Source organism: Brenneria sp. g21c3, from assembly GCF_040240345.1.
Lineage (GTDB): Bacteria > Pseudomonadota > Gammaproteobacteria > Enterobacterales > Enterobacteriaceae > Brenneria.
On record NZ_JBEIAB010000004.1, the window covers coordinates 42,439 to 63,041 of the forward strand.

The 20,603-nt window shown below is 56.8% G+C and carries 20 protein-coding genes and 1 riboswitch; of the genes, 13 read left to right on the top strand and 7 right to left on the bottom strand.

Annotation, left to right across the window (positions count from 1 at the left end):
- Window positions 1–266: 266 nt before the first annotated feature.
- The gene (locus ABRZ28_RS07550) at window positions 267–1,805 is read left to right on the top strand and encodes an FAD-dependent oxidoreductase (RefSeq protein WP_319603269.1); all 1,539 of its coding nucleotides are present in this window, start codon (window positions 267–269) and stop codon (window positions 1,803–1,805) included.
- Window positions 1,806–1,930: 125 nt separating this feature from the next.
- On the top strand, window positions 1,931–2,377 hold the full coding sequence (locus tag ABRZ28_RS07555) for a VOC family protein (RefSeq protein ID WP_330519900.1): 447 nt from the start codon (window positions 1,931–1,933) through the stop codon (window positions 2,375–2,377).
- Between the two features lie 164 nt (window positions 2,378–2,541).
- Here the strand turns inward: ABRZ28_RS07555 and ABRZ28_RS07560 are convergent, their stop codons facing one another.
- On the bottom strand, window positions 2,542–3,465 hold the full coding sequence (locus ABRZ28_RS07560) for a gluconeogenesis factor YvcK family protein (RefSeq protein WP_319603267.1): 924 nt from the start codon (window positions 3,463–3,465) through the stop codon (window positions 2,542–2,544).
- A 273-nt stretch (window positions 3,466–3,738) separates the two neighbouring features.
- Window positions 3,739–3,886, top strand: a riboswitch (molybdenum cofactor riboswitch).
- On the opposite strand from ABRZ28_RS07560, the gene moaA reads away from it, so the two are divergent.
- The 10 genes from moaA to ABRZ28_RS07610 all read left to right on the top strand — a co-directional run bounded on the left by moaA (window position 3,874) and on the right by ABRZ28_RS07610 (window position 11,736).
- Window positions 3,874–4,863, top strand: a complete 990-nt coding sequence (gene moaA, locus ABRZ28_RS07565; RefSeq protein ID WP_319603266.1) for a GTP 3',8-cyclase MoaA — start codon at window positions 3,874–3,876, stop codon at window positions 4,861–4,863. (Overlaps the previous riboswitch by 13 nt.)
- 36 nt (window positions 4,864–4,899) lie before the next feature.
- Window positions 4,900–5,412: a molybdenum cofactor biosynthesis protein B gene (moaB, locus tag ABRZ28_RS07570; RefSeq protein ID WP_319603265.1), complete on the top strand. Its 513-nt coding sequence runs from the start codon at window positions 4,900–4,902 to the stop codon at window positions 5,410–5,412.
- Window positions 5,413–5,419: 7 nt separating this feature from the next.
- Window positions 5,420–5,902 carry a cyclic pyranopterin monophosphate synthase MoaC gene (gene moaC, locus ABRZ28_RS07575; RefSeq protein WP_319603264.1) on the top strand — a complete coding sequence of 161 codons (483 nt, stop codon included), beginning with the start codon at window positions 5,420–5,422 and terminating at the stop codon, window positions 5,900–5,902.
- Window positions 5,899–6,144, top strand: coding sequence for a molybdopterin synthase sulfur carrier subunit (gene moaD / locus ABRZ28_RS07580; RefSeq protein WP_330519901.1), 246 nt, complete (start codon window positions 5,899–5,901; stop codon window positions 6,142–6,144). The genes moaC and moaD overlap by 4 nt, the downstream gene beginning before the upstream one ends.
- A 2-nt stretch (window positions 6,145–6,146) precedes the next feature.
- On the top strand, window positions 6,147–6,617 hold the full coding sequence (moaE, locus tag ABRZ28_RS07585) for a molybdopterin synthase catalytic subunit MoaE (RefSeq protein ID WP_319603262.1): 471 nt from the start codon (window positions 6,147–6,149) through the stop codon (window positions 6,615–6,617).
- 81 nt (window positions 6,618–6,698) lie between these two features.
- A complete protein-coding gene (locus tag ABRZ28_RS07590; RefSeq protein WP_319603261.1) occupies window positions 6,699–7,409 on the top strand; it encodes a Bax inhibitor-1/YccA family protein in 711 nt (236 codons plus the stop codon).
- Window positions 7,410–7,777: 368 nt separating this feature from the next.
- Complete coding sequence (locus tag ABRZ28_RS07595) at window positions 7,778–7,930, top strand: hypothetical protein (RefSeq protein ID WP_330519902.1); 153 nt, start codon at window positions 7,778–7,780, stop codon at window positions 7,928–7,930.
- Window positions 7,927–9,252, top strand: a complete 1,326-nt coding sequence (locus ABRZ28_RS07600) for a VRR-NUC domain-containing protein (protein WP_330519903.1) — start codon at window positions 7,927–7,929, stop codon at window positions 9,250–9,252. Before ABRZ28_RS07595 ends, ABRZ28_RS07600 begins: the two co-directional genes overlap by 4 nt.
- 16 nt (window positions 9,253–9,268) lie before the next feature.
- Window positions 9,269–10,498: a type VI immunity family protein gene (locus ABRZ28_RS07605; RefSeq protein WP_330519904.1), complete on the top strand. Its 1,230-nt coding sequence runs from the start codon at window positions 9,269–9,271 to the stop codon at window positions 10,496–10,498.
- An 8-nt stretch (window positions 10,499–10,506) separates the two neighbouring features.
- Complete coding sequence (locus ABRZ28_RS07610) at window positions 10,507–11,736, top strand: type VI immunity family protein (protein WP_330519905.1); 1,230 nt, start codon at window positions 10,507–10,509, stop codon at window positions 11,734–11,736.
- 83 nt (window positions 11,737–11,819) lie between these two features.
- Here ABRZ28_RS07610 and ABRZ28_RS07615 read toward each other — a convergent pair whose 3' ends face one another.
- From ABRZ28_RS07615 to ABRZ28_RS07635, 5 genes are read right to left on the bottom strand one after another with little or no spacing between them, the layout of a single operon-like run.
- The gene (locus tag ABRZ28_RS07615) at window positions 11,820–12,926 is read right to left on the bottom strand and encodes an ABC transporter permease (protein ID WP_330519906.1); all 1,107 of its coding nucleotides are present in this window, start codon (window positions 12,924–12,926) and stop codon (window positions 11,820–11,822) included.
- 9 nt (window positions 12,927–12,935) lie between these two features.
- Complete coding sequence (locus ABRZ28_RS07620) at window positions 12,936–14,081, bottom strand: ABC transporter permease (RefSeq protein ID WP_319603259.1); 1,146 nt, start codon at window positions 14,079–14,081, stop codon at window positions 12,936–12,938.
- A complete protein-coding gene (locus tag ABRZ28_RS07625; RefSeq protein ID WP_330519907.1) occupies window positions 14,074–15,816 on the bottom strand; it encodes an ATP-binding cassette domain-containing protein in 1,743 nt (580 codons plus the stop codon). Before ABRZ28_RS07625 ends, ABRZ28_RS07620 begins: the two co-directional genes overlap by 8 nt.
- Complete coding sequence (gene hlyD, locus ABRZ28_RS07630; RefSeq protein WP_319603257.1) at window positions 15,809–16,810, bottom strand: secretion protein HlyD; 1,002 nt, start codon at window positions 16,808–16,810, stop codon at window positions 15,809–15,811. The genes ABRZ28_RS07625 and hlyD overlap by 8 nt, the downstream gene beginning before the upstream one ends.
- A gap of 6 nt (window positions 16,811–16,816) precedes the next feature.
- Entirely contained in the window at window positions 16,817–17,515 is a 699-nt protein-coding gene (locus ABRZ28_RS07635) for a CerR family C-terminal domain-containing protein (RefSeq protein WP_319603256.1), read from the bottom strand.
- 328 nt (window positions 17,516–17,843) lie between these two features.
- Between ABRZ28_RS07635 and rhlE the strand changes: the two genes are divergently transcribed.
- Window positions 17,844–19,220 carry an ATP-dependent RNA helicase RhlE gene (gene rhlE, locus ABRZ28_RS07640; RefSeq protein WP_330519908.1) on the top strand — a complete coding sequence of 459 codons (1,377 nt, stop codon included), beginning with the start codon at window positions 17,844–17,846 and terminating at the stop codon, window positions 19,218–19,220.
- A gap of 389 nt (window positions 19,221–19,609) precedes the next feature.
- Here the strand turns inward: rhlE and ABRZ28_RS07645 are convergent, their stop codons facing one another.
- Window positions 19,610–20,509 (bottom strand): DMT family transporter, encoded by a 900-nt coding sequence (locus tag ABRZ28_RS07645; protein ID WP_330519909.1) that lies wholly within the window; start codon window positions 20,507–20,509, stop codon window positions 19,610–19,612.
- Between the last annotated feature and the right edge of the window lie 94 nt (window positions 20,510–20,603).

Sequence of the window (20,603 nt, forward strand, 5' to 3'; positions counted from 1 at the left end):
TTGTTAATTGATATCATCCGGAGCGACAGGCGCAGGATATTATTCAGTCAGCGCTTTTCTATTATACGACAAATATAAAACGGCGATTAATTCTGTGACCGGCATAGCAATTAATGTCAGGAGGAAAATAAATTCAAATAATAATTGAAAAAAATCATCAATAGCGGCGTTTATTTCCTGCATGAATATGATAGGCGTATAAATAATTATTAATTGGTGCGATGTCTGGCATTGATAAGCTTCTATATTAGCAAGGGGAAACGACGATGACGTTTGAGAAAAAGATCACCCGGCGCGAGGCCATTACGGGCGGGATAGCGACCGCCGGGGTAGGGGCGCTTTCACTGATGGGCGCGGCGGGCATTGCACAGGCGGCGCAGACCGGAAATGCGGCGACAGCCGCGCTGGCGGCGGGCGGCGAGTCTGCATTCGATACCGTGATCCTCGGCGCCGGTTGCGCGGGCATGGTCTGCGCCATTCATGCCGCGGAGCTGGGACTAAAACCGATTCTGGTCGAAAAAATGTCGCGGCCGGCGGGCAACACCCTGTATGCCGGCGGGCATTTTCTGGGATTAAAAACCCGCTTTCAACAGGAACAGGGGGTAAATGCCGAGGATAGTGAGCAGCTGTTTTATGATGACATGATCAAGATGTCGCAGGGAAAAGGCGACCCGGTACTGACGCGTTATTTTGTCCGGCACTGCGACGCCGCGCTGGAGTGGCTGACCGATGTGGTCGGCATCAAATGGGCGAAGATTGAAACCGAGGCCTATCCGGCAAGAGGACGCAGCCATGTGGTCGACGGCCCGTCCAAGCCCGGCGGTTCACAACTGGTGATACAGCTTTTTGAACAGATCAAAGCCCGAGGCATTCCCGTGTTGACCAATACCAAGGCGCTCGAACTGCTGACGGATGACAAATTTTCCGTTACCGGCGTTAAGGTTGTCGATAATGAGGGCATTAAGAATCTTCAGGCGAAATACGGCGTGGTTATCGCCACCGGCGGTTTTCACGCCTCGGAAGATCTCGTTACCGCCTATATGGGGGGATGGGCGGCGCAGATGCCGATCCGGGGATCGCGCATCATCACCGGGGAAAACCTGAATCTGACGCGGCCGCTGTACGCCAAAATGGTCAATATCGATCAGTTTCATGCCGGCCCGATATACGGCAGCGCAAATCCGTCCATTCTGGTGAACTACGGCCCGCTGGTGACCAAAGAAGGGAAGCGTTATATCGACGAAGTGAATACCTATGTTCGCGTTGCCAAGGAAACCGCCAGGCTGATAAAAGAAAATCTGGCTTTCATTATTGTCGATGAGTCGTCCAAAGAATCCTCGGCGATGGTCAGGGAACGCTTTGCCCGCTATGAGAGAAACAAGGCGCCGGTCTATCAGTCCGACACCATCGAAGGGCTGGCCAAAGCCGCCGGCATCGATCCGCAGGCGTTGACCGCCACCATCAAAGAGTACAATGACGCCATTACTCAACAGCGCGCCGGCGAACTTAATCCGCCGCTGACGCTGGAACATCCGCGCCTTATCGCCAAAGCGCCTTTTTACGCCTTCCCGTTCCAGGGCGGGATGACGGCGACCTTTGGCGGCCCGCTGGTGAACGTCAAAACCGAAGTGCTGAATGGCGAAAGGAAAGTCGTTCACGGGCTTTACGCCATCGGCAACTCGATTGGCGGCCTGTTTTACGATGACTACATCGTGGGCGCGCAACTTACCGCGGCCACCCTCTATGGCATTGCCTGCGCCGATGAGTTGAATAAAAAACGCCAGGCCGGCGTTAAAGCGGCATAAGGTCTCCGCGTCGAGTCCGAAAATGAAAACACAGGGCGGCAGAGGTTTCATGACCTTCGTCGCCTTTATCCGTTATGGGTGTATCCTGAACAAGGGAATGAATGACATTATTTCGAGGAATTAAAATGGATATCGCCATACCTGATATCGAGGTTCTGTTTATCGCCGGTTTCGGCCCGATCGTGACGTCGCTTTCCGCCAGTCGTCAGCTTTACGTCAACACGCTGCGCCTGCCGTTGAAACCCATGCAGGGGAACGAGGATTATCTGCTCACGGATAAAATCGACGGCGCGAAACATTTTTCCCTGTGGCCGCTAACACAAGCCAGCGAGTCATGTTTCGGACAACCGCAGTGGCCGACCAATCTTCCCACCCCTCAGAGCTGGCTGGAGTTCGACGTTGCCGATATGGACGCGGCCACCCAGGCGCTCAAAAAACAGGGTTATCGATTATTGGTGGAAAACCGGTTGGAACCCTGGGGGCAGCAGGTAACGCGTTTCCTCAGTCCCGAGGGGATACTGGTCGGCGTAACCCATACGCCCTGGCTGCGCGATGGAAAATCCGATGCATAACGACGTTCGAGCGTTACGGTTTTCCCCTCTGCGTTAACAAGCGCCGGCGATTAAGATCTATTGCGCTTTTCCGCCTGGCGTGTGCCGGGCGGCGTTCCAGCAACGGCTCCACTGTGCTCGGATAGCTGTTTTCCCCGCCGCCATGCAGGCGCCGCGCCTCAGGACTATAGGCGCGCGCCCGTTCGCATTAACGCGGATAAGCCTTTTTCGATGGCGGCGTAAAGTAATTTCCGGTCGTGGCGGTAGGGGATATCCGTCGCTTCCAGCGGCTGCTGGATCAGAATGCGCCCGTCGGCTATGTTCGCCGGCCCGGGCGGCATGATCACCATATCGATACGTCCTGCGCCGATGTGTTTCTCCATCATCGCCAGTTTCTGCGTCAGCGTCATGTCGGCCGCGCAGGGGCTAAGCTCGCGTCCCAGATTGTCGATGTAGATAATCGGCGCCGCGGTGTCGCGCAGGGCGAGGCTGAGATCGTCAAGCAGCAGCGGCGGCATCAGACTGGTGAGAAAGCTGCCGGGGCCGATCAGAATCAAGTCCGCATTGGCGATGGCTTCCAGCGCTTCAAGCGTTGCGGCGACGGCGGGAAACAGCATCAAATCCTGCGGCAGGGCGGGAAGCTGATCGACTTCGACTTCGCCGTATACCGGATTTCCCTGTTCATCAATCGCCATTAAATCGACCGGCTGTTCGGACATTGGAATCAACAACGCGTCGACTTTCAGCAGATTACGCAGCAGGTTAATGGCTTCCAGCGGACGAACGCTCAGATTATCGAGCGCTTTCAGCATCAGGTTGCCCAGGTTATGCCCCGCCAGTTCGCCGTTGCCGTTAAAACGGTATTCAAACATGGCGGAGGCGACGCTCGGCGCGGTAATCATCTGATTCAGACAGTTACGGGTATCGCCCCAGGCTATGCCGCCCTCGGCGCGTCGAATTCTTCCCGTCGAGCCGCCGTTATCCGTGGTGGTGACGATGCCGGTCAGACGGGAACCCAGCGAGGAAAGCGAAGACATTACCCGACCTAAGCCGTGTCCGCCCCCGAGGGCGACAACCCGATCGAGATCGGCCAACGTGCGTTTGAACATAATAACCCTATCATTTAAACCGAGAAGACAACTGCCGCCGGTAAGGTAGCTGATTTCGATAGAAAAGGCGAAAGATCATCGTGCAGGTGTGACCTGCGGCAATTTCCCCGCATGATTTTCCAGTATGCTGTATGAGTGTAGTAAAGAAAAATCGTTGTATATCAAAGTATATATCGTATTTTTAAGTGACTCCGCGTCATGTTTGGGGCTAGACTTATAGCCGAAATTTATGATTTGCGTCAGTGGGATTCGGCGGTTATCGCCAAATCGCCGACATAAATCAAACTCCTAGCCTTGGCGCCTAAGTGATGCGTTGCAACGCATGATAAGGCGCCCTGGCCGTGACCGTTAGCGTCGCCAGGGTGCGAGGTAGAAATGCCTGCATCTCCCGTATTTGGAAAGGTGTTTATGGTGAGTCAACTGACTGATGCGTTTGCGCGCAAGTTTTACTATTTGCGGCTGTCGATTACTGATGTCTGCAATTTCCGTTGTACCTATTGTCTGCCGGATGGCTATAAGCCGAATGGCGTCAAAACCCACCAGTTTTTGTCTTTGGATGAAATCCGTCGCGTAAGCCGCGCGTTTGCCGAATTAGGCACGGAAAAAGTGCGTCTCAGCGGCGGGGAACCCTCTTTGCGTCGCGATTTTACCGAGATTATCGCGGCGATCCGCGAAAATCCGGCTATCCGTACGCTGGCCGTGACCACCAACGGCTACCGTCTTGCCCGTGATGTCGCCCAATGGCGCGAAGCCGGACTGACCGGACTGAATGTCAGCGTGGATAGTCTGGATGCGCGCCAGTTTCAGGCGATCACCGGGCAGGATAAGTTCCGTCAGGTGATGGAGGGCATTGATGCGGCTTTCGCCTGCGGTTTCAGCAAGGTGAAAATCAATACCGTCCTGATGCGGGATGTCAACCACGCCAGCCTGCATACCTTTCTTCAGTGGATTAAGGATCGGCCGATTCAACTGCGCTTTATTGAACTGATGGAAACCGGCGAAGGGAGTAAAATCTTCCGGCAGCGCCACATTTCCGGCGACGTGATTCTGCGGCAATTGTTGTCGCAGGGATGGTGCGAACAGGCCCGCGGCCGCAGCGACGGCCCGGCGCGCGTATTCCGGCACCCGGATTATCAGGGCGAAATCGGTTTGATCATGCCCTATGCGAAAGATTTCTGTCAGAGCTGTAACCGTCTGCGCGTGTCCGCCATCGGCAACCTTCATCTCTGTCTGTTCGGCGAGCAGGGGATCCCGCTGCGGGATCTGATGGCCGACGATAGCCAGCTTGATGCGTTGAAAAGCCGCATCTCCGGCGGATTATCATCCAAGAAGCAAACCCATTTTCTGCATCAGGGTAATAGCGGCATTACGCAGAACCTGTCGTTTATCGGCGGTTAAGCCCGGTGGTGCGGCGTATTTCTTAAGGAGTCAGGCATGAGCAAGGTTAGTAGCGAATTTGTCCCGCTGAATATCGCGGTGCTTACGGTGTCGGAAAAGCGTACCGCGGCCGACGATACGTCCGGCGACTATCTGCGTGAAGCGGCGCAGTCCGCCGGGCATCAGATCATCGCCAGCCGGATCGTCCGGGAAAACATCTATCAGATCAGGGCGCAGGTCTCCGCCTGGATCGCCAGCGACGAGATTCAGGCGATCCTGATTAACGGCGGAACGGGATTTACCGCCGGCGACGTGGCGCCGGAAGCGATTCGCGTGCTGTTCGACCGTGAGATTGAAGGGTTCGGCGAACTGTTCCGCATGGTGTCGTACGAAGATATCGGCACCGCCACGATACAATCGCGCGCGATTGCCGGTTTGGCCAATCAGACGGTGATTTTCGCCATGCCGGGATCCACCCGCGCCTGCCATACCGCCTGGGAGCGCATTATTCAGGAACAGCTGGATGCGCGCCAGAAGCCCTGTAATTTTTATCCTCATCTGAAAAAGTAAAATAACGATGTCACAACTGACGCATATTAACGCCGACGGCGAAGCGATGATGGTGGATGTCTCCGCCAAAGCGGATACCGTGCGCGAAGCGCGGGCGGAAGCCTTTGTTGAAATGGCCCCGCAAACGCTGTCGATGATTATCGAGGGCAGCCACCACAAAGGCGATGTGTTCGCCACCGCCCGCATCGCCGGCATTCAGGCGGCGAAACGCACCTGGGAACTGATCCCGCTTTGCCATCCGCTGCTGTTGAGCAAAGTGGCCGTCGAACTTGAGGCCCAGCCCGAGCATAACCGGGTGCGTATTGAAGCGCTGTGCCGTCTGACCGGCAAGACCGGGGTTGAAATGGAAGCGCTGACGGCGGCTTCGGTCGCGGCGCTGACCATTTACGATATGTGCAAAGCGGTACAGAAGGATATGGTGATCGGCCCGGTGCGCCTGCTGGCGAAAAGCGGCGGCAAATCAGGCGATTTTAAGGCGGTAACATCATGATTAACGTGCTGTTTTTTGCTCAGGTGCGTGAACTGACCGAGACGGACAGTCTGACGCTGCCGGCGCAATACGCCACGGTGGAAGAACTGCGCCAGGCATTGTGCGGCCGTGGAGATCGCTGGGCGCTGGCGCTGGAGTCCGGCAAGCTGCTGGCGGCGGTAAATCAGTCGCTGGTGGAGATGCGGCATCCGCTGCGCGATGGCGACGAAGTGGCTTTTTTCCCGCCGGTGACGGGAGGATGAGCATGGCTGAGACGCGAATTCGGGTCGGCGCGGAAAATTTTAACCCCGGCGACGAATACCAGTGGCTGGCGCAGTGCGATGAAGACGGCGCGGTCGTGACCTTCACCGGCAAAGTGCGCAATCATAATCTGGCGCAGAACGTCAGCGCGTTGACGCTGGAGCATTATCCCGGCATGACGGAAAAAGCGCTGGATGAAATCGTCGAACTGGCGCGCGAACGCTGGCCGTTGTCGCGGGTTAGCGTTATTCATCGGGTCGGGCCGCTCTATCCCGGCGATGAAATCGTCTTTGTCGGCGTCAGCGGCGCGCATCGCGGCGTCGCTTTCGATGCGGCGCAGTTCATTATGGATTACCTGAAAACGCGCGCGCCGTTCTGGAAACGTGAAGCCACGCCGGAAGGCGAACGCTGGGTTGAGTCGCGCGACAGCGACAAACTGGCGGCGCAGCGCTGGTCGCCGGCCGGAAGCAACTGAAGCGGCGTTTATGTGTTAGGATAAAGGAAGGTGAGACGCCCTGTCTCTTACGTATAACTTACTGCAAATAAAGGTAACATCATGGATAGATATCCACGCTCGGGTGGTTCGATTGTTGAACGCGCGCAGTCCGGTCTACAGGCCTATATGGCGCAGGTTTATGGCTGGATGACCTGCGGATTATTACTCACGGCGTTTGTATCCTGGTATGCCGCCAACACACCCGCGGTACTCAATTTCGTCTTCTCCAGCCAGATTACCTTCTTTGGTCTGATCATCGTCCAACTGGGTCTGGTGTTCGTGATTTCCGGCATGGTGCAGCGTTTGAGCGGCGGGATGGCGACCAGCCTGTTTATGCTCTATTCGGCGCTGACCGGGCTGACGCTCTCCAGCATCTTCATTCTGTATTCCGGCGAGTCGATCGCCAGCACCTTTGTGATTACCGCCGGTATGTTCGGCGCCATGAGTCTGTATGGCTACACCACCAAACGCGACTTAAGCGGATTCGGCAGCCTGCTATTTATGGCGCTGATCGGGATTGTACTGGCCTCGCTGGTTAACCTGTGGCTGAAAAGCAATGCGCTGATGTGGGCCATCACCTATATCGGGGTGGTGGTATTTGTCGGCCTGACGGCGTATGACACGCAGAAACTGAAAGCCATCGGCGAACAGCTGGCCGTTGACGACAAAGATAACTTCCGCAAATATTCGATTGTCGGCGCGCTGACGCTGTATCTGGACTTTATCAACCTGTTCCTGATGCTGTTGCGCATTTTCGGCAATCGTCGCTAATGTTAAACTGACTCCCAGCTTGTTGTCCCCGCGTCGACGGGAACTCGGCGGGAATAGGGATCAGCCGAAAAGAAAGGTTGTTCCCTATTCCCGCCTTCCCACATCTTGAAATCTATTAGTAGTATCAAATACTCCATCGAATGTATTTTTCACCGAATCCTCTTTTAATCAGGCGGAATAGACATGTTTTGTTTTTCGCCTAAATCTTTATTTTGTAATAATGATCAATGGCATTATTAATTCATTAATGGTTTGATTTTTAATGATATTTTTCAATATCTTTCTGTCAAAATCCCTTGCCGTTTTGTTGGCTATTTCGGCATAATGCATTCCTCAAATTTCTCAATGGATATGAAAAAAGAAATCGCATGGAGCATCATTGCACAACATCCGTGCCTTTCCCCTTCCGACCGCATATTGAGCAAATTAACCGGGAGCGTCTGAACGCCAGCTACCGGGATGATGAAACGTCGCTGAAAATCGATTTTTCCCACACGGATAAAAAGGATGAAGCAAAATGAGTACAGGGAAGAAAATCGCCACGCCGGCCACGGAAAACACGACGGCCACGACGAAGAAAACGCCGGGCGGCACCGTGGCGCTGGTAACCGATCCGCTGGATTTATGGTATCTGTGCGAGAAAGTGGGCTATGCGCTCAATAACCCGAAAATCCGCTCGGACGGCCAGCCGATGTATCAGCGGGTGGTCACGCAGTTGATTCGGCTGGATGACGAGATGTTCAGCTACCACTTTCCCTATATCGGCGAAGTGGGGTACGACATGACGCAATTTCCGCCGAAACCGGTAATGAGCCGCAGACGGCCCAACTATCCCAGCACCTTTCCTTTATCCAAATACGCGGCGATTAAAGAGGGCCTTCAGTGGCGTGTGCGCGGGCTGGCGGGCAGCGATATCGCCGTGGAGGTGGTGAGCGAGTTAATGAGCCTGGATGAGCTGGAAAGCGCCCTGACGCCGGAAATGCGGCAAAGTGCGGGTAAGGCCAAGCCGTTGCCCGATGAACTGGAAAAAATGCTGAAAAAACGGCGACGGGGGATGTTACGCATTCCGGATGTGGTGAGGCTGAAAAACCGCATGTTGGTTGGCAAGCAGGCCTTTAGCCAACCCAATCTGCATACGGTGATTGAAATCAAGTTTCCGGGGGATAGATTAACTACAGATCAACAGCGTGCGTACGAAGATATAGCAGGAGCAGAGAATTTTCGATTGCTGGAAACTCATACCTGTCAGGTGGATGACAAGACTAAACGGAAGTGGCTGCGGGACGCCAAAAAAGAGCCGGTCTATCTGCCCGTCGGCCTGGCCGGGGCGCGTAACCGGCTGTGCCAGCGCCCGGAGATCGAGGCCTATCCGCTGCTGGAAGGATTGATTGCGAGTGAGCACCAGCAGGTAAGAGACTATTTCGCGCCTTATTCTCCGCCGGTTAGCGCAGGCCCGCGTTTTGAGCCGATGCCCGACCCGGCAATCACCGCCGCGCAGGCGCGTCAACGTCAGCGCGAACGGGCGCAGTTGGAAATGGCGCTGGGCGGACCATTGTTCGCGATTTCAGCCGGCGTTGCCGCCGCGGGCGCAGTGACCGCCGCTGGCGGGGCGGCGACAGCGGCAACCGGTAGCGCGGCCAGCGGCGGCGACGGCCTGCTGCTGGGGCGGGCCGCCGGGCAGGTGGTGAGTTATGTACGCAATATGCTGGTGGGCGGCGCAGTGGGAGCGGGCGGTTATGCCTTTGCCGAACAGCCCGCGGCCACCGTGTCTTACTCGCTGACGTTAACCTTTTTAGACAATCCGGCGCAACGGCAGCAGGATTACGTCTACTGGCCCGATTAAACAGAGGAATCTTGGAATGGATTTTTTTACCCGTTTTGAACAGGCGCGCTGGGAGTTTACCTATGGCGCGCCGGACAGTCCGGAGGCGCACAATGCCTTGCAGGTCGGGCTGGTGGCCTATTTTTATCTGGATAAGGGCTATACGGACGAGAAGCGTCAGGCGATGGCGGATATGCTGGCGCGCTATGACCGTGAGTTCGGCGATAAACTGCACTGGGGGTTTTACAAAGACCCCAAGAGAGGCGAATCCTATCGTAAACGTCCGCTGCAACAAAAGCAGGCGCAGATGCTGGCGGAAGACGGCGACCATATGGATTTCTGGTGGGCCGCGGAAGAGGAGACCACCTATGCCAGCGATTATCTATTCAGCATCGAGTCGCCCGCCGACTGGTATGAACATGTTCATCGGCGAGTCTCTTGCGTGCTGTTTTATCTCCCGATTGAAGAATTAAAAGATGGCGGCGATAAACGCTTTGAGGCGTTGCTGCTGGAGTTCTGCCAGCATTTAAAGCCGATGCACGGTCTGGCGGGGTTGGGTGTACAGCAGTGCTATGAGCGCGATAAGTATCAGCATCTGGAATATGGGATTGGGCAGGAATTTCTGGCCATTGATATAACCAATTCAAAGACCTGGAAAGGCGAACGTGACGGTATTCGTTCAGTCAACTGGTATACCTTTGTGCAGACCGAGTGGCTGGAAAAACTGGGCGGGGAGGCGGCGCTAAGGCGGCAACTGGCCGATCCGCGCCTCGCCCTGCTGCCTTATAGCGGCGGGGTGATGATCCGGGCGGGGGACTGGCCGGCGTTGGGTTGGGTCAGGGACGATCCCTATCCTGAGCTGTATGTGAAGGTCAATAATGCGCTGAAGCCTATCCGAGCGCCTGAGATTTGTTCGATGGGTTACGGCTCCATTTCCGGCGAGATCCGCTTTGATAAAAATTCCACCGCGGCGTGGCTGGCGCGCTTCGATCGTCCTGCTGCGCCGTCGGCGAAACCGGCGTCCGAACCGGCGGAACAGCCAGAGCCGGATCCGGAGGCGCGCCGCCAGTTTCTGACGCAGCTTAGCGGGGAGTCGTGCCGGTGCAGCGGTATCTGGAGCACCTATCAGGCCGGGCGCATTGTGCGCCAGCATTTTAGCCAGGGCGATATTTTACCGCCGTGGCAGGACAGCGAGACGCGAAGCCGGGTGATCCACTGGACGCTGATAGAGCGGGACGACGGCATGAGCGCCCAGTTTCCGGCATAGGGAGCGTTATGGACTTTTTTACCCGTTTTGAACAGGCGCGCTGGGAGTTTACCTATGGCGCGCCGGACAGTCCGGAGGCGCACAATGCCTTGCAGGTCGGGCTGGTGGCCTATTTTTATCTGGATAAGGGCTATACGGACGAGAAGCGTCAGGCGATGGCGGATATGCTGGCGCGCTATGACCGTGAATTCGGCGATAAACTGCGCTGGGGGTTTTACAAAGACCCCAATAGAGGCGAGCCTTACCGTAAACGTTCGTTGCAACAAAAGCAGGCGCAGATGCTGGCAGAAGACGGCGACCATATGGATTTCTGGTGGGCCGCGGAAGAGGAGACCACCTATGCCAGCGATTATCTATTCAGCATCGAGTCGCCCGCCGACTGGTTTGAGTACATTCATCATGCCGTCTCTTGCGTGCTGTTTTATCTCCCGATTGAAGAATTAAAAGATGGCGGCGATAAACGCTTTGAGGCGTTGCTGCTGGAGTTCTGCCAGCGTTTAAAACCGATGCACGGTCTGGCGGGGTTGGGTGTACAGCAGTGCTATGAAAGTGAAGAATATGAGCATCTGGAATATGAGATTGGGCAAGAATTTTTGGCCATTGATATCCCAAACTCCCATACGTGGAAAACCGGGCGTGACGGTATTCGTTCAGTCAACTGGTATACCTTTGTGCAGACCGAGTGGCTGGAAAAACTGGGCGGGGAGGCGGCGCTAAGGCGGCAACTGGCCGATCCGCGCATCGCCCTGCTGCCTTATAGCGGCGGGGTGATGATCCGGGCGGGGGACTGGCCGGCGTTGGGTTGGGTCAGGGACGATCCCTGTCCTGAGTTGTATGTGAAGGTCAATAATGTGCTGAAGCCGATCCGCGCTCCCGAAATCGGCGGTATACATCATGGCTCCATTTCCGGCGAGATCCGCTTTGATGAAAACTCCACCGCGGCGTGGCTGGCGCGCTTCGATCATCCCGCTGCGCCGCCAGCGGAACCGGTGCCCGAACCGGCGGAACAGACTGAGCCGGATCCGGAGGCGCGCCGCCAGTTTCTGACGCAGGTTAGCGGGGAGTCGTGCCGGTGCAGCGGTATCTGGAGCACCTATCAGGCCGGGCGCATTGTGCGCCAGCATTTTAGCCAGGGCGATATTTTACCGCCGTGGCAGGATAGCGAGACGCGAAGCCGGGTGATCCACTGGACGCTGATAGCGCGGGACGACGGCATGAGCGCCCAGTTTCCAAGGTAAGCAAGATGACGATATGACCCGGCAATAAGGGCCGGTGCTAAATACAAATGTATGCATGTGGAATGCCGCTCGAAAAATAGCCCTCAGGCAATCTTGCGCCGGAATATGGCATAGGCGGCGGAGCCGGTGGTGACGATAATCACCAGCAGCGGCCACACTCCTTGCCAGACAATCGAAAAATCGGCGTCTTTCAGGTAGATCTGTTTGGTGATTTCAGTGAAATGGCGGATAGGGTTGATCCAGGTGACGTTCTGTAACCACTGCGGCATGTTTTCCACCGGCGAAACGTAGCCGGAGAGCAAAATCGCCGGCATCATAAACACAAACACGCCGATAAACGCCTGTTGCTGGGTGTCGCAAACGGAGGAGATCAGCAGTCCGAATCCGACCAGCGACAGGCCGTAAATCAGCAGCGTGGGATAGAATAGCAGCAGCGAACCGGCAAAAGGGATCTGGTAGGCGAAGATACCGGCCAGCAGCACAATGGTCGCCTGGAAGGCGGCGACGATCAGCGCCGGCACCGCCTTGCCGACAAAGATCTGCCAGGTCGACAGCGGCGAAACCAATAACTGTTCCAGCGTACCCTGTTCACGTTCGCGCGCGACGGAAAGCGCGGTGACGATCAGCACGCCGACGGTGGTGATCAAGGCAATCAGCGACGGCACCACAAACCATTTGTAATCCAGATTCGGGTTATACCAATGGCGGATCACCAGTTCGCTGTTGTTGCCGGTCGGGCTATCGGCCAGCAGTTCGCGCTGATAATCCTGCACGATTTTCTGTACATAATTGGCGGCGATCTGGGCGCTGTTGGAGTGGCGTCCGTCCAATATCATTTGCAGGGAGGTACTTTCGCCGCGCGCGATGTTGCGTGAAAACTGCGCCGGGAAGCGGATGGTGAGCAATGCCCGCTGGTTATCCATCGTCGGTTCGATCTCTTGCGGCGCATGCAGCAACAGCACATTGGGAAACGCCCTGGATTTGGCGAAACGTTGCGTGAGTTCAACGGAGGCCTGCCCGTTATCCTCGCTGTAGATGGCGATGGTGGCGTTGGTCACGTCCAGCGTGGCGGCGAAGGGGAACAGACCGACCTGAATTACCACGGGCAGCATCAGTATGGCGCGCGTTTGCGGTTCGCGCAGCAGCGACTGGAGTTCCTTGATAATGAGTGTCCACAGGCGATGAAACATATTGTCTCCCTAGTCCAGTCTGCGCTGGGTTTTCCAGGCGGTGATGCCGATGAATACCACGGCGGAGGCGATAAGAAACAGCAGGTTGATAAACAGCACGCTGCCGATATTGCCCGCCAGAAACAGCGTTTGCAGCGAACTGACGAAATAACGGGCGGGGATCAGATAGGAGACGGCCCGCACCGGCGCCGGCATGCTGTCGATTTCAAAAATAAAGCCGGAGAGCATCACGGCGGGCAAAAACGCGATGTTCAGGGCCATCATGGCGGCGTTGAATTGGTTTTTCGTCACGGTGGAAATCAGCAATCCCATCCCCAGCGTGCTGGCGAGAAACAGACTGCTGATGCCAAACAGTATCAGCAGCGAGCCGCGGTACGGCACCTGCATGACGAAACGGGCGATGACGACGCACAGCGCCATCGCGATCATGCCGAGAACGTAGTAAGGGATCAGTTTCGCCAGCAGCAGTTCGCTGCGGGTCACCTGCGTGGATAATAGCGCCTCCATGGTGCCGCGCTCCCATTCGCGGGCAATGACCAGCGAGGTTAAAATCGCGCCGATAACGGTCATGATGATGGTGATGGCGCCGGGTACGATAAAGTGCTGGCTGATGGCGGCCGGGTTGAACCAGTAACGCTGGTGTACCTCGATTAATTGGCTAAACGATTCGCCGTCGTCGCTGGCCCGCTGTTGCTGCCAGATGAGCCATATTCCCTGCGCATAAGCCTGTACGAAGTTGGCGGTGTTGGGTTCGGAACCGTCGGTTATGACCTGAATCGGCGCCTGAACCGAGGGGCGCGCCATCTGTTCGGCGAAATCAACGGGAATGACAATCAGTCCGCGAATGTGTCCGGCCTGCATCTTCTGGATAAGCTGCTGACGATTGTCGCTGATGGTCGGCGAAATAAACGGCGAGGCGCTAAAAGCCGCCGCCAGATCCAGCGCATCTTCGCTTTGCTGCTCGACCAGAATACCGACCCGAAGCCGGCTGGAATCAAGGTTGATGCCGTAGCCGAAGATAAACAGCAGCAGTATCGGGATAACAAAGGCAATCAGCCAACTGCTCGGGTCGCGTAATATTTGCCGGGTCTCTTTCAGGCATAAGGCGCGCAGGCGACGGTAGGAAAATCGGGGGCTGTTTCGCTGATTATCCATGGTTATTCTCCCGGTCATAGTCCTGGATCAGCGTAATAAAGGCCTGTTCCATGGTGGGGGAAGGCGTTTGATCGTCAGCGGCCTTTTGCTTTAGATCGTCCGGCGTGCCGACGGCGATCAGTTTGCCGTGATAAACCAGCCCGATGCGGTCGCAATACTCTGCTTCATCCATAAAGTGGGTCGTCACCATGACCGTCACGCCCTTGTTCACCATGCCGTTGATATGGATCCAGAATTCCCGGCGGGTGAGGGGATCGACGCCGGAAGTCGGCTCGTCCAGAAACAGGATATCCGGTTCGTGCATCAGCGCGCAGGCCAGCGCCAGACGCTGTTTGAAACCCAGCGGCAGCGCATCGGGCGTTTGGTGATAAATCGGCTGAAAATTAAACGCGTTCGCCATGGCGGCCATTTTGTTGCGCTGCGTCTGGCCTTGCAGACCGTAGACGCCGGAGAAGAATCGCAGATTTTGTTCCACCGTCAGATTGCCATACAGCGAGAACTTCTGCGCCATATAGCCCAAATGCTGGCGCGCTTTGCCGGAGCTGCTTTTCAGATCCATATCCAGCACCAGCGCTTTGCCGTCCGTCGGCACCAACAGGCCGCACATCATTTTGAAGGTAGTCGATTTTCCCGCGCCGTTAGGGCCGAGCAGGCCAAAAATTTCGCCGCGCCGCACCTTAAAGCTGACATGGTCGGTGGCGGCGAAATCGCCGAATTTTTTCGTCAGTTGGCGGGCTTCAATCACCGTTTCTTCACCGTTGATGTTAATCGCCGGCATGATTTTCGCCAGTGAGGATTCGCTGGCCGGGCCGCCGCCCAGTAAATCGATAAACGCATCCTCAAAACGCGGATCGGTGTCCTCCATACTGTCTTCGGGAAGTTCCAGCGCCGCCAGCAGCGCCGCCCGGTCCGCCTGCGGATGCAGAATCAGCCGCACGTACTGTCCCTGAATAACGCCGTCGCTGACCTGCGGCTGGCGCAGGGCGCGTTGCAGAAGTTTACGGTGACTTTCATCCTGCGCGCTGACCAGTACGCAGCGGCCGGTCATTTTTTCCGTTAGCCGCCGGGGTTCGCCCCGATAAAGCTGTACGCCTTCATTGAGCAGCAGAATGTCCCGGCATTGTTCGGCCTCATCCAGATAGGATGTGCTCCACACGATCAGCATGCCTTCATCGGCCAGTTCATGCACCATACGCCACAGCTCGCGGCGCGAGATGGGATCGACGCCGACGCCCGGTTCATCCAGCAACAGAACTTGAGGTTGTCCCAGCAGCGTGCAGGCCAGCCCCAGCTTCTGCTTCATCCCGCCGGAGAGCTTGCCGGCCGGTCGACCGGTAAAACGGGTGAGGTCGGTAAACGACAGCAGCCGATCGAAGGTTTCCTTGCGCGCATCGCCGGTGATGCCGCGCAGGTCGGCGTACAGGTTAAGGTTTTCCATCACCGTCAGGTCTTCATACAGCCCGAATCTTTGCGGCATATACCCCAGAATGGCGTGGAGTTGCCGATCCTGTTTGATGGGGTCGAGGCCGGCTACCTGTATGTCGCCGCTGCTGGGGGTCAACAAGCCGGCCAGCATTCGCAGCAGGGTGGTTTTGCCGGCGCCGTCCGGGCCGACCAGCCCGGTGACGGCGCCGGCCCGGATTTGCTCGGTGAGACTGGCCACCGCGGGTTTGTCCTGATCCGGAAAGCGCTTTTCCAGCGCCTTTATCTCGATGCGCGCGGCGGTATCATTCATGGCGGGACGCATCCTGAGCGAAACGCAGCGTCACCGGCATTCCCTGACGCAGGTGCTCATCGGCATCGTTCACCACAATACGCAGGCGGTAGACCAGATCGGTGCGCAGATCTTCGGTTTCCACTGTTTTCGGCGTGAATTCGGCGCTGGGAGAGACGAAGCCGATTTGACCGTGATACGGCGTATCCGGCCTGCCGTCGGTATACACCAGAATGCGGCTGCCCGGCACGGCCTGACCCAAATCTTTTTCGCTGACGTAGGCGCGCACCCAGACGGGGCGGGTCAACGACAGGGTAAAGACCGTGCCGCCGGCGCTCAGCATACTGCCGGCTTCCACCGCCCGGGTCAGAATAACGCCGGCGGACGGCGAGACCAGTTCGGTATCCTTCAGATCCAGTTCGGCCTGCGCCTGTGCGGCTTCGGCCTGGGCCAGCGTTGCCTGCGCGGTGGCGATCTCCTGCGGACGGTTGCCGCTTTCATACTGTTTCAGTTTATCTTTGGCGCCCTGTAGGGTCGCCAACGCCTGATTACGGGTGGTTTTGGCATCTTCCAGCGTATCGGCGGAAATCGTGCGTTTGGCCCACAGCCCCAACTGGCGCTGATAGAAGCTGTTCGCGTAGCGATAAGCCGCCTCGCTTTGCGCCAACTGGGCGCGCACCTGTTCGATCTCTTCGCGGCGATACCCTTCCTGCAACAAGTTCAACTGCGCTCTGGCGCTGGCGACGTTAGCCTGCGCCTGCCGCAGCGCGTTTTGATAAGGCGCGCTATCCAGACCGGCCAACGGCTGGCCCGGCTGGATGCTGTCGCCTTCATCCACGTTCAGTGCGTCCAGTCGTCCGCCGACGCGGAACGCCAGATTGACCGAGCGAATATCGACGTTGCCGTACAGCGTCAGGGGTTTTTCCTGCTGTTGGCGGTACTGGACGATGCCATAAATCGCCGCCGCAATCAGGACGATGATAACCAGAGTAAAAACCAGTTTTTTCTTATTCATCACGCATTATTCCTTTATCTGTCGGGCATGATGGACCCGCAGTCCGTTAAGGAGAATGTCAAGGTGTTCCATCAGGACTTGCTGAATGAGCGTCGTTTCTTCGTTGCCGATGTCTTGCCAGCCCGCACGCAGAAGGATGGTTTCCCTGGCAACGCGAAAGGAAAGCACCTCGCCGATCAGCGCATGGGTATGAACGATGACTTTGGGATGATGCTGGTCCATCCCGGTATAGCGGGCGATCAACATCGTCAGCAACCGGTGCATGGGATCGATAACCTGCTGATGGATAATCGGATAAGCATCCGTTGGCGATAGCTGTTCGCGGGACACGATCCGGCTCAGATTCAGCGTTTCCGAACGGGTCATCAGGCGGCTGAAAGTCAGGATGCCGCGGCGGATATACTCCATAAGCTGCTCCGCCGACTGCTGTTGCGGCGGGCGTTGCATAAAGGCTTCGATTTCCGCCACCAGCGGACGGTAAGTCTGACGCACGTAATCGGACATCCAACCGGCGACCGCCAGGTACAACCCTTCCTTGGACTGAAAATGATAGGCGATGGCGGCGATATTCTGCCCGGCGCGATTGGCGATATCACGGGTCGTCGCGGCCTGCGGCCCGTATTCGCCAAAGACTTCCAGCGCGGCTTGCATCAGTTGCTGCCGCGTTTGATCGCTGCGGCCGGAAGACTGAGATTTATCAGGCATAAGCCGCCTCGGGAAAACGAGTTAATCAGATGATTAACTTTAGGCCTGTTTTGAGTATTTTTATCGATCTTGATCACAAAAATGACTTTTATGCGCGTATATCGGTTTGAGTAACAAATTGAGCAACGCACAGATAAAAATTTTTTAACCTTTAGAATCTCTGGTACAATCAGCGCCAGTTACGCACTGTAGTTGTGTCCGTTCATCGTGGTTGTGCTTATGTCGTTATTGTTGAGTTGATGGTGGCCCGGCAAACCCGCCTTATTATCCCTCTGAAAACTACACCGGATGTTATCCGGTCAGGGCGGATCTGGAGTTGTTCTCTATTATGTCATTTGATTCTCTCGGCCTGAGTGCCGACATTCTGCGTGCTGTTGAAGAACAGGGTTATCGTGAACCGACGCCCGTACAGCGCCAGGCGATCCCTGTTGTGCTGGCCGGTCGTGATTTAATGGCCTGCGCGCAAACCGGCACCGGTAAAACGGCAGGTTTCACCTTACCGCTGTTGCAATTGCTGAGCAGCGCGCCGGCGCCGAAAGGTCGACGTCCGGTTCGGGCGCTGATCCTGACGCCGACCCGCGAGCTGGCGGCGCAGATTGGCGAAAACGTTCAGGCCTACAGCAAATATTTGCGCCTGCGTTCCCTGGTGGTGTTCGGCGGCGTCAGCATCAACCCGCAGATGATGAAGCTGCGCGGCGGGGTGGATATTCTGGTGGCGACGCCGGGCCGTTTGCTCGATCTCGAACATCAGAACGCCGTCGATCTGTCGCAGATTGAAATCCTGGTGCTGGATGAAGCCGACCGCATGCTGGATATGGGCTTTATCCACGATATCCGCCGCGTGTTGGCCAAGCTGCCGGCTAAACGTCAGAACCTGCTGTTCTCCGCCACCTTCTCTGATGAAATCAAAAGTATGGCGAGCAAGTTGCTGACTAACCCGGCGTCGGTCGAAGTGGTGCGCCGCAATACGCCGTCGGAACTGGTTACGCAGCATGTCCATTTTGTCGATAAGCGCCGCAAACGCGAGTTGTTATCCCAACTGATCGGCGAAAATAACTGGCGGCAGGTGCTGGTGTTTACCCGCACCAAACACGGCGCCAACCACCTGGCCGAACTGTTGGAAAAAGACGGCATCAGCGCCGCCGCCATCCATGGCAACAAAAGTCAGGGCGCGCGTACCCGCGCGTTGGCGAATTTCAAAGACGGTACCATCCGCGTGCTGGTGGCGACCGACATTGCCGCCCGCGGTCTGGATATCGACCAGTTGCCGCACGTGGTGAACTATGAGTTGCCGAACGTGCCGGAAGATTATGTTCACCGTATCGGCCGTACAGGCCGCGCGGAATCCACCGGAGAGGCGTTATCGCTGGTCTGCGTGGATGAGCACAAGCTGTTGCGCGATATCGAACGTTTGCTGAAGCGCGAGATCCCGCGCATTGCCGTACCAGGGTATGAGCCGGATCCGTCAATCAAGGCCGAGCCGATCGTCAACGGCCGTCAGGGTAATCGCGGCGGGGGCGGCCGTAGCGGCGGACCTCGCGGTCAGTCCGGCGCTGCGCGCGCTCAGGGCGAACGCAAGAATAGCGACGGCGCCCGTCAGCCGCGTCGGTCCGGCGGCAACAGCGCCGGTCCGTGGAGCAACGGCGAAGGGCAGCAGCGCCGCGCGCCGCGTCCGCAAAACCGCAGCAAGCCCGCGGCGAAATAATGCGGGGCTGACCCCACCCCGACCCTCCCCTTCGCAGGGGAGGGAGTATCGCGCCTCCCCCTGACAAGGGGGAGGCCGGGTGGGGGTAGCGACAGGCGTCGCAATAGTCGTGATTGACTCACCCCAATCCTTTGCAGGGGCTGTCTCTTAGTCATATTTTTATGCGGACTCAGAGGCGGTTTCATGCGCCGCAATGCCGCCATTTCCATGCTACGGCGTAGCACGCGCCAAGCTTTCGCCGCATCCTAAGCCAGCTATCTCCTCAGCATAATTTTTTACGCCGCGTAACGGCCAATCCCGTCAGCCCCTCTGCTTTGTGTATATGAGACTGCAACCTCAAGAGAGAAAGGGGAGCGAACCGACGCGTCACTCTCATCCGGGATGAACATTCATTTCACCGCTGCGGCGGGCGCTCCTCGCCGGCGCGGGCGGTAAAACATCACCGCGTTGCCCGCCAGGATCAGCAGCAAGCCTAACACGTCATTGACCTGCCATTGATAGCCTTCATAGATCGTGGAAATGGATAGCGCCACCAGCGGAAACAGCAGCGTGGAATAGGCGGTCTGACTGGCGCCGATGCGGCCTACCAGGCTGAAGTAAGCGCCGAAAGCGATGACCGAACCGAAGATCGCCAGATAGAACAGCGAGCCGAGGTAGCGGGTGGTGATTTCCGGTGAAAAATCATATCCCTGAATCAGGCTGAATAACCCCATCCATAGCGCGCCGTAGCACATGCCCCAGCCGTTGGTGGTCATCACGTCGCGCCCCTGTCGCTGATGCTGGGCGCTGATCATATTGCCCAGCGAGAAGCAGTAGGTACCCAGCAGACAGAGCCCGGCGCCCAGGAGCAAATGCGGCTGCGCATCCATATTCGTCAGGTCGTGCCAGAACAACGCCGCAATGCCGAACAAACCCAGCGGCGCGGCGAAAATCACGTTGCGCGTCAGGCGCTGACCGAAGAAAAGCCGGCTGTTGAAAGCATTAAATAACACCGCCATGGAAAAAATAACCGACTCTAATCCACTCGAAATCCAGGCGATGGCGTGATAAAAACAAACAAAGTTAATGCCGAATACGCACAACCCCTGAAGCATACACAGCAGGTGTCCCCGGCGCGACAGCGGCCGCAGGCGTTTCGTCAGCGTCAGAAAGGCCAGTAAAATCGCCGACGAGAGAAGAAAGCGCCAAAAAATGGAGACTTCGGCGGCCACGCTTCCCTGTTGCAGGCTGATGGCGATCCAGGTAGTACCCCAAATCAGCACCACGGAAAGGTAGAGTAAAATATTCATTGGCAGACTCCGGTGTTCTTCATGCCTGCCAGTATGCGGTTTTGCCGCCGCATGGGCTTTCAGCGTATTGCGCTCAATAACATAATCTTGCGGT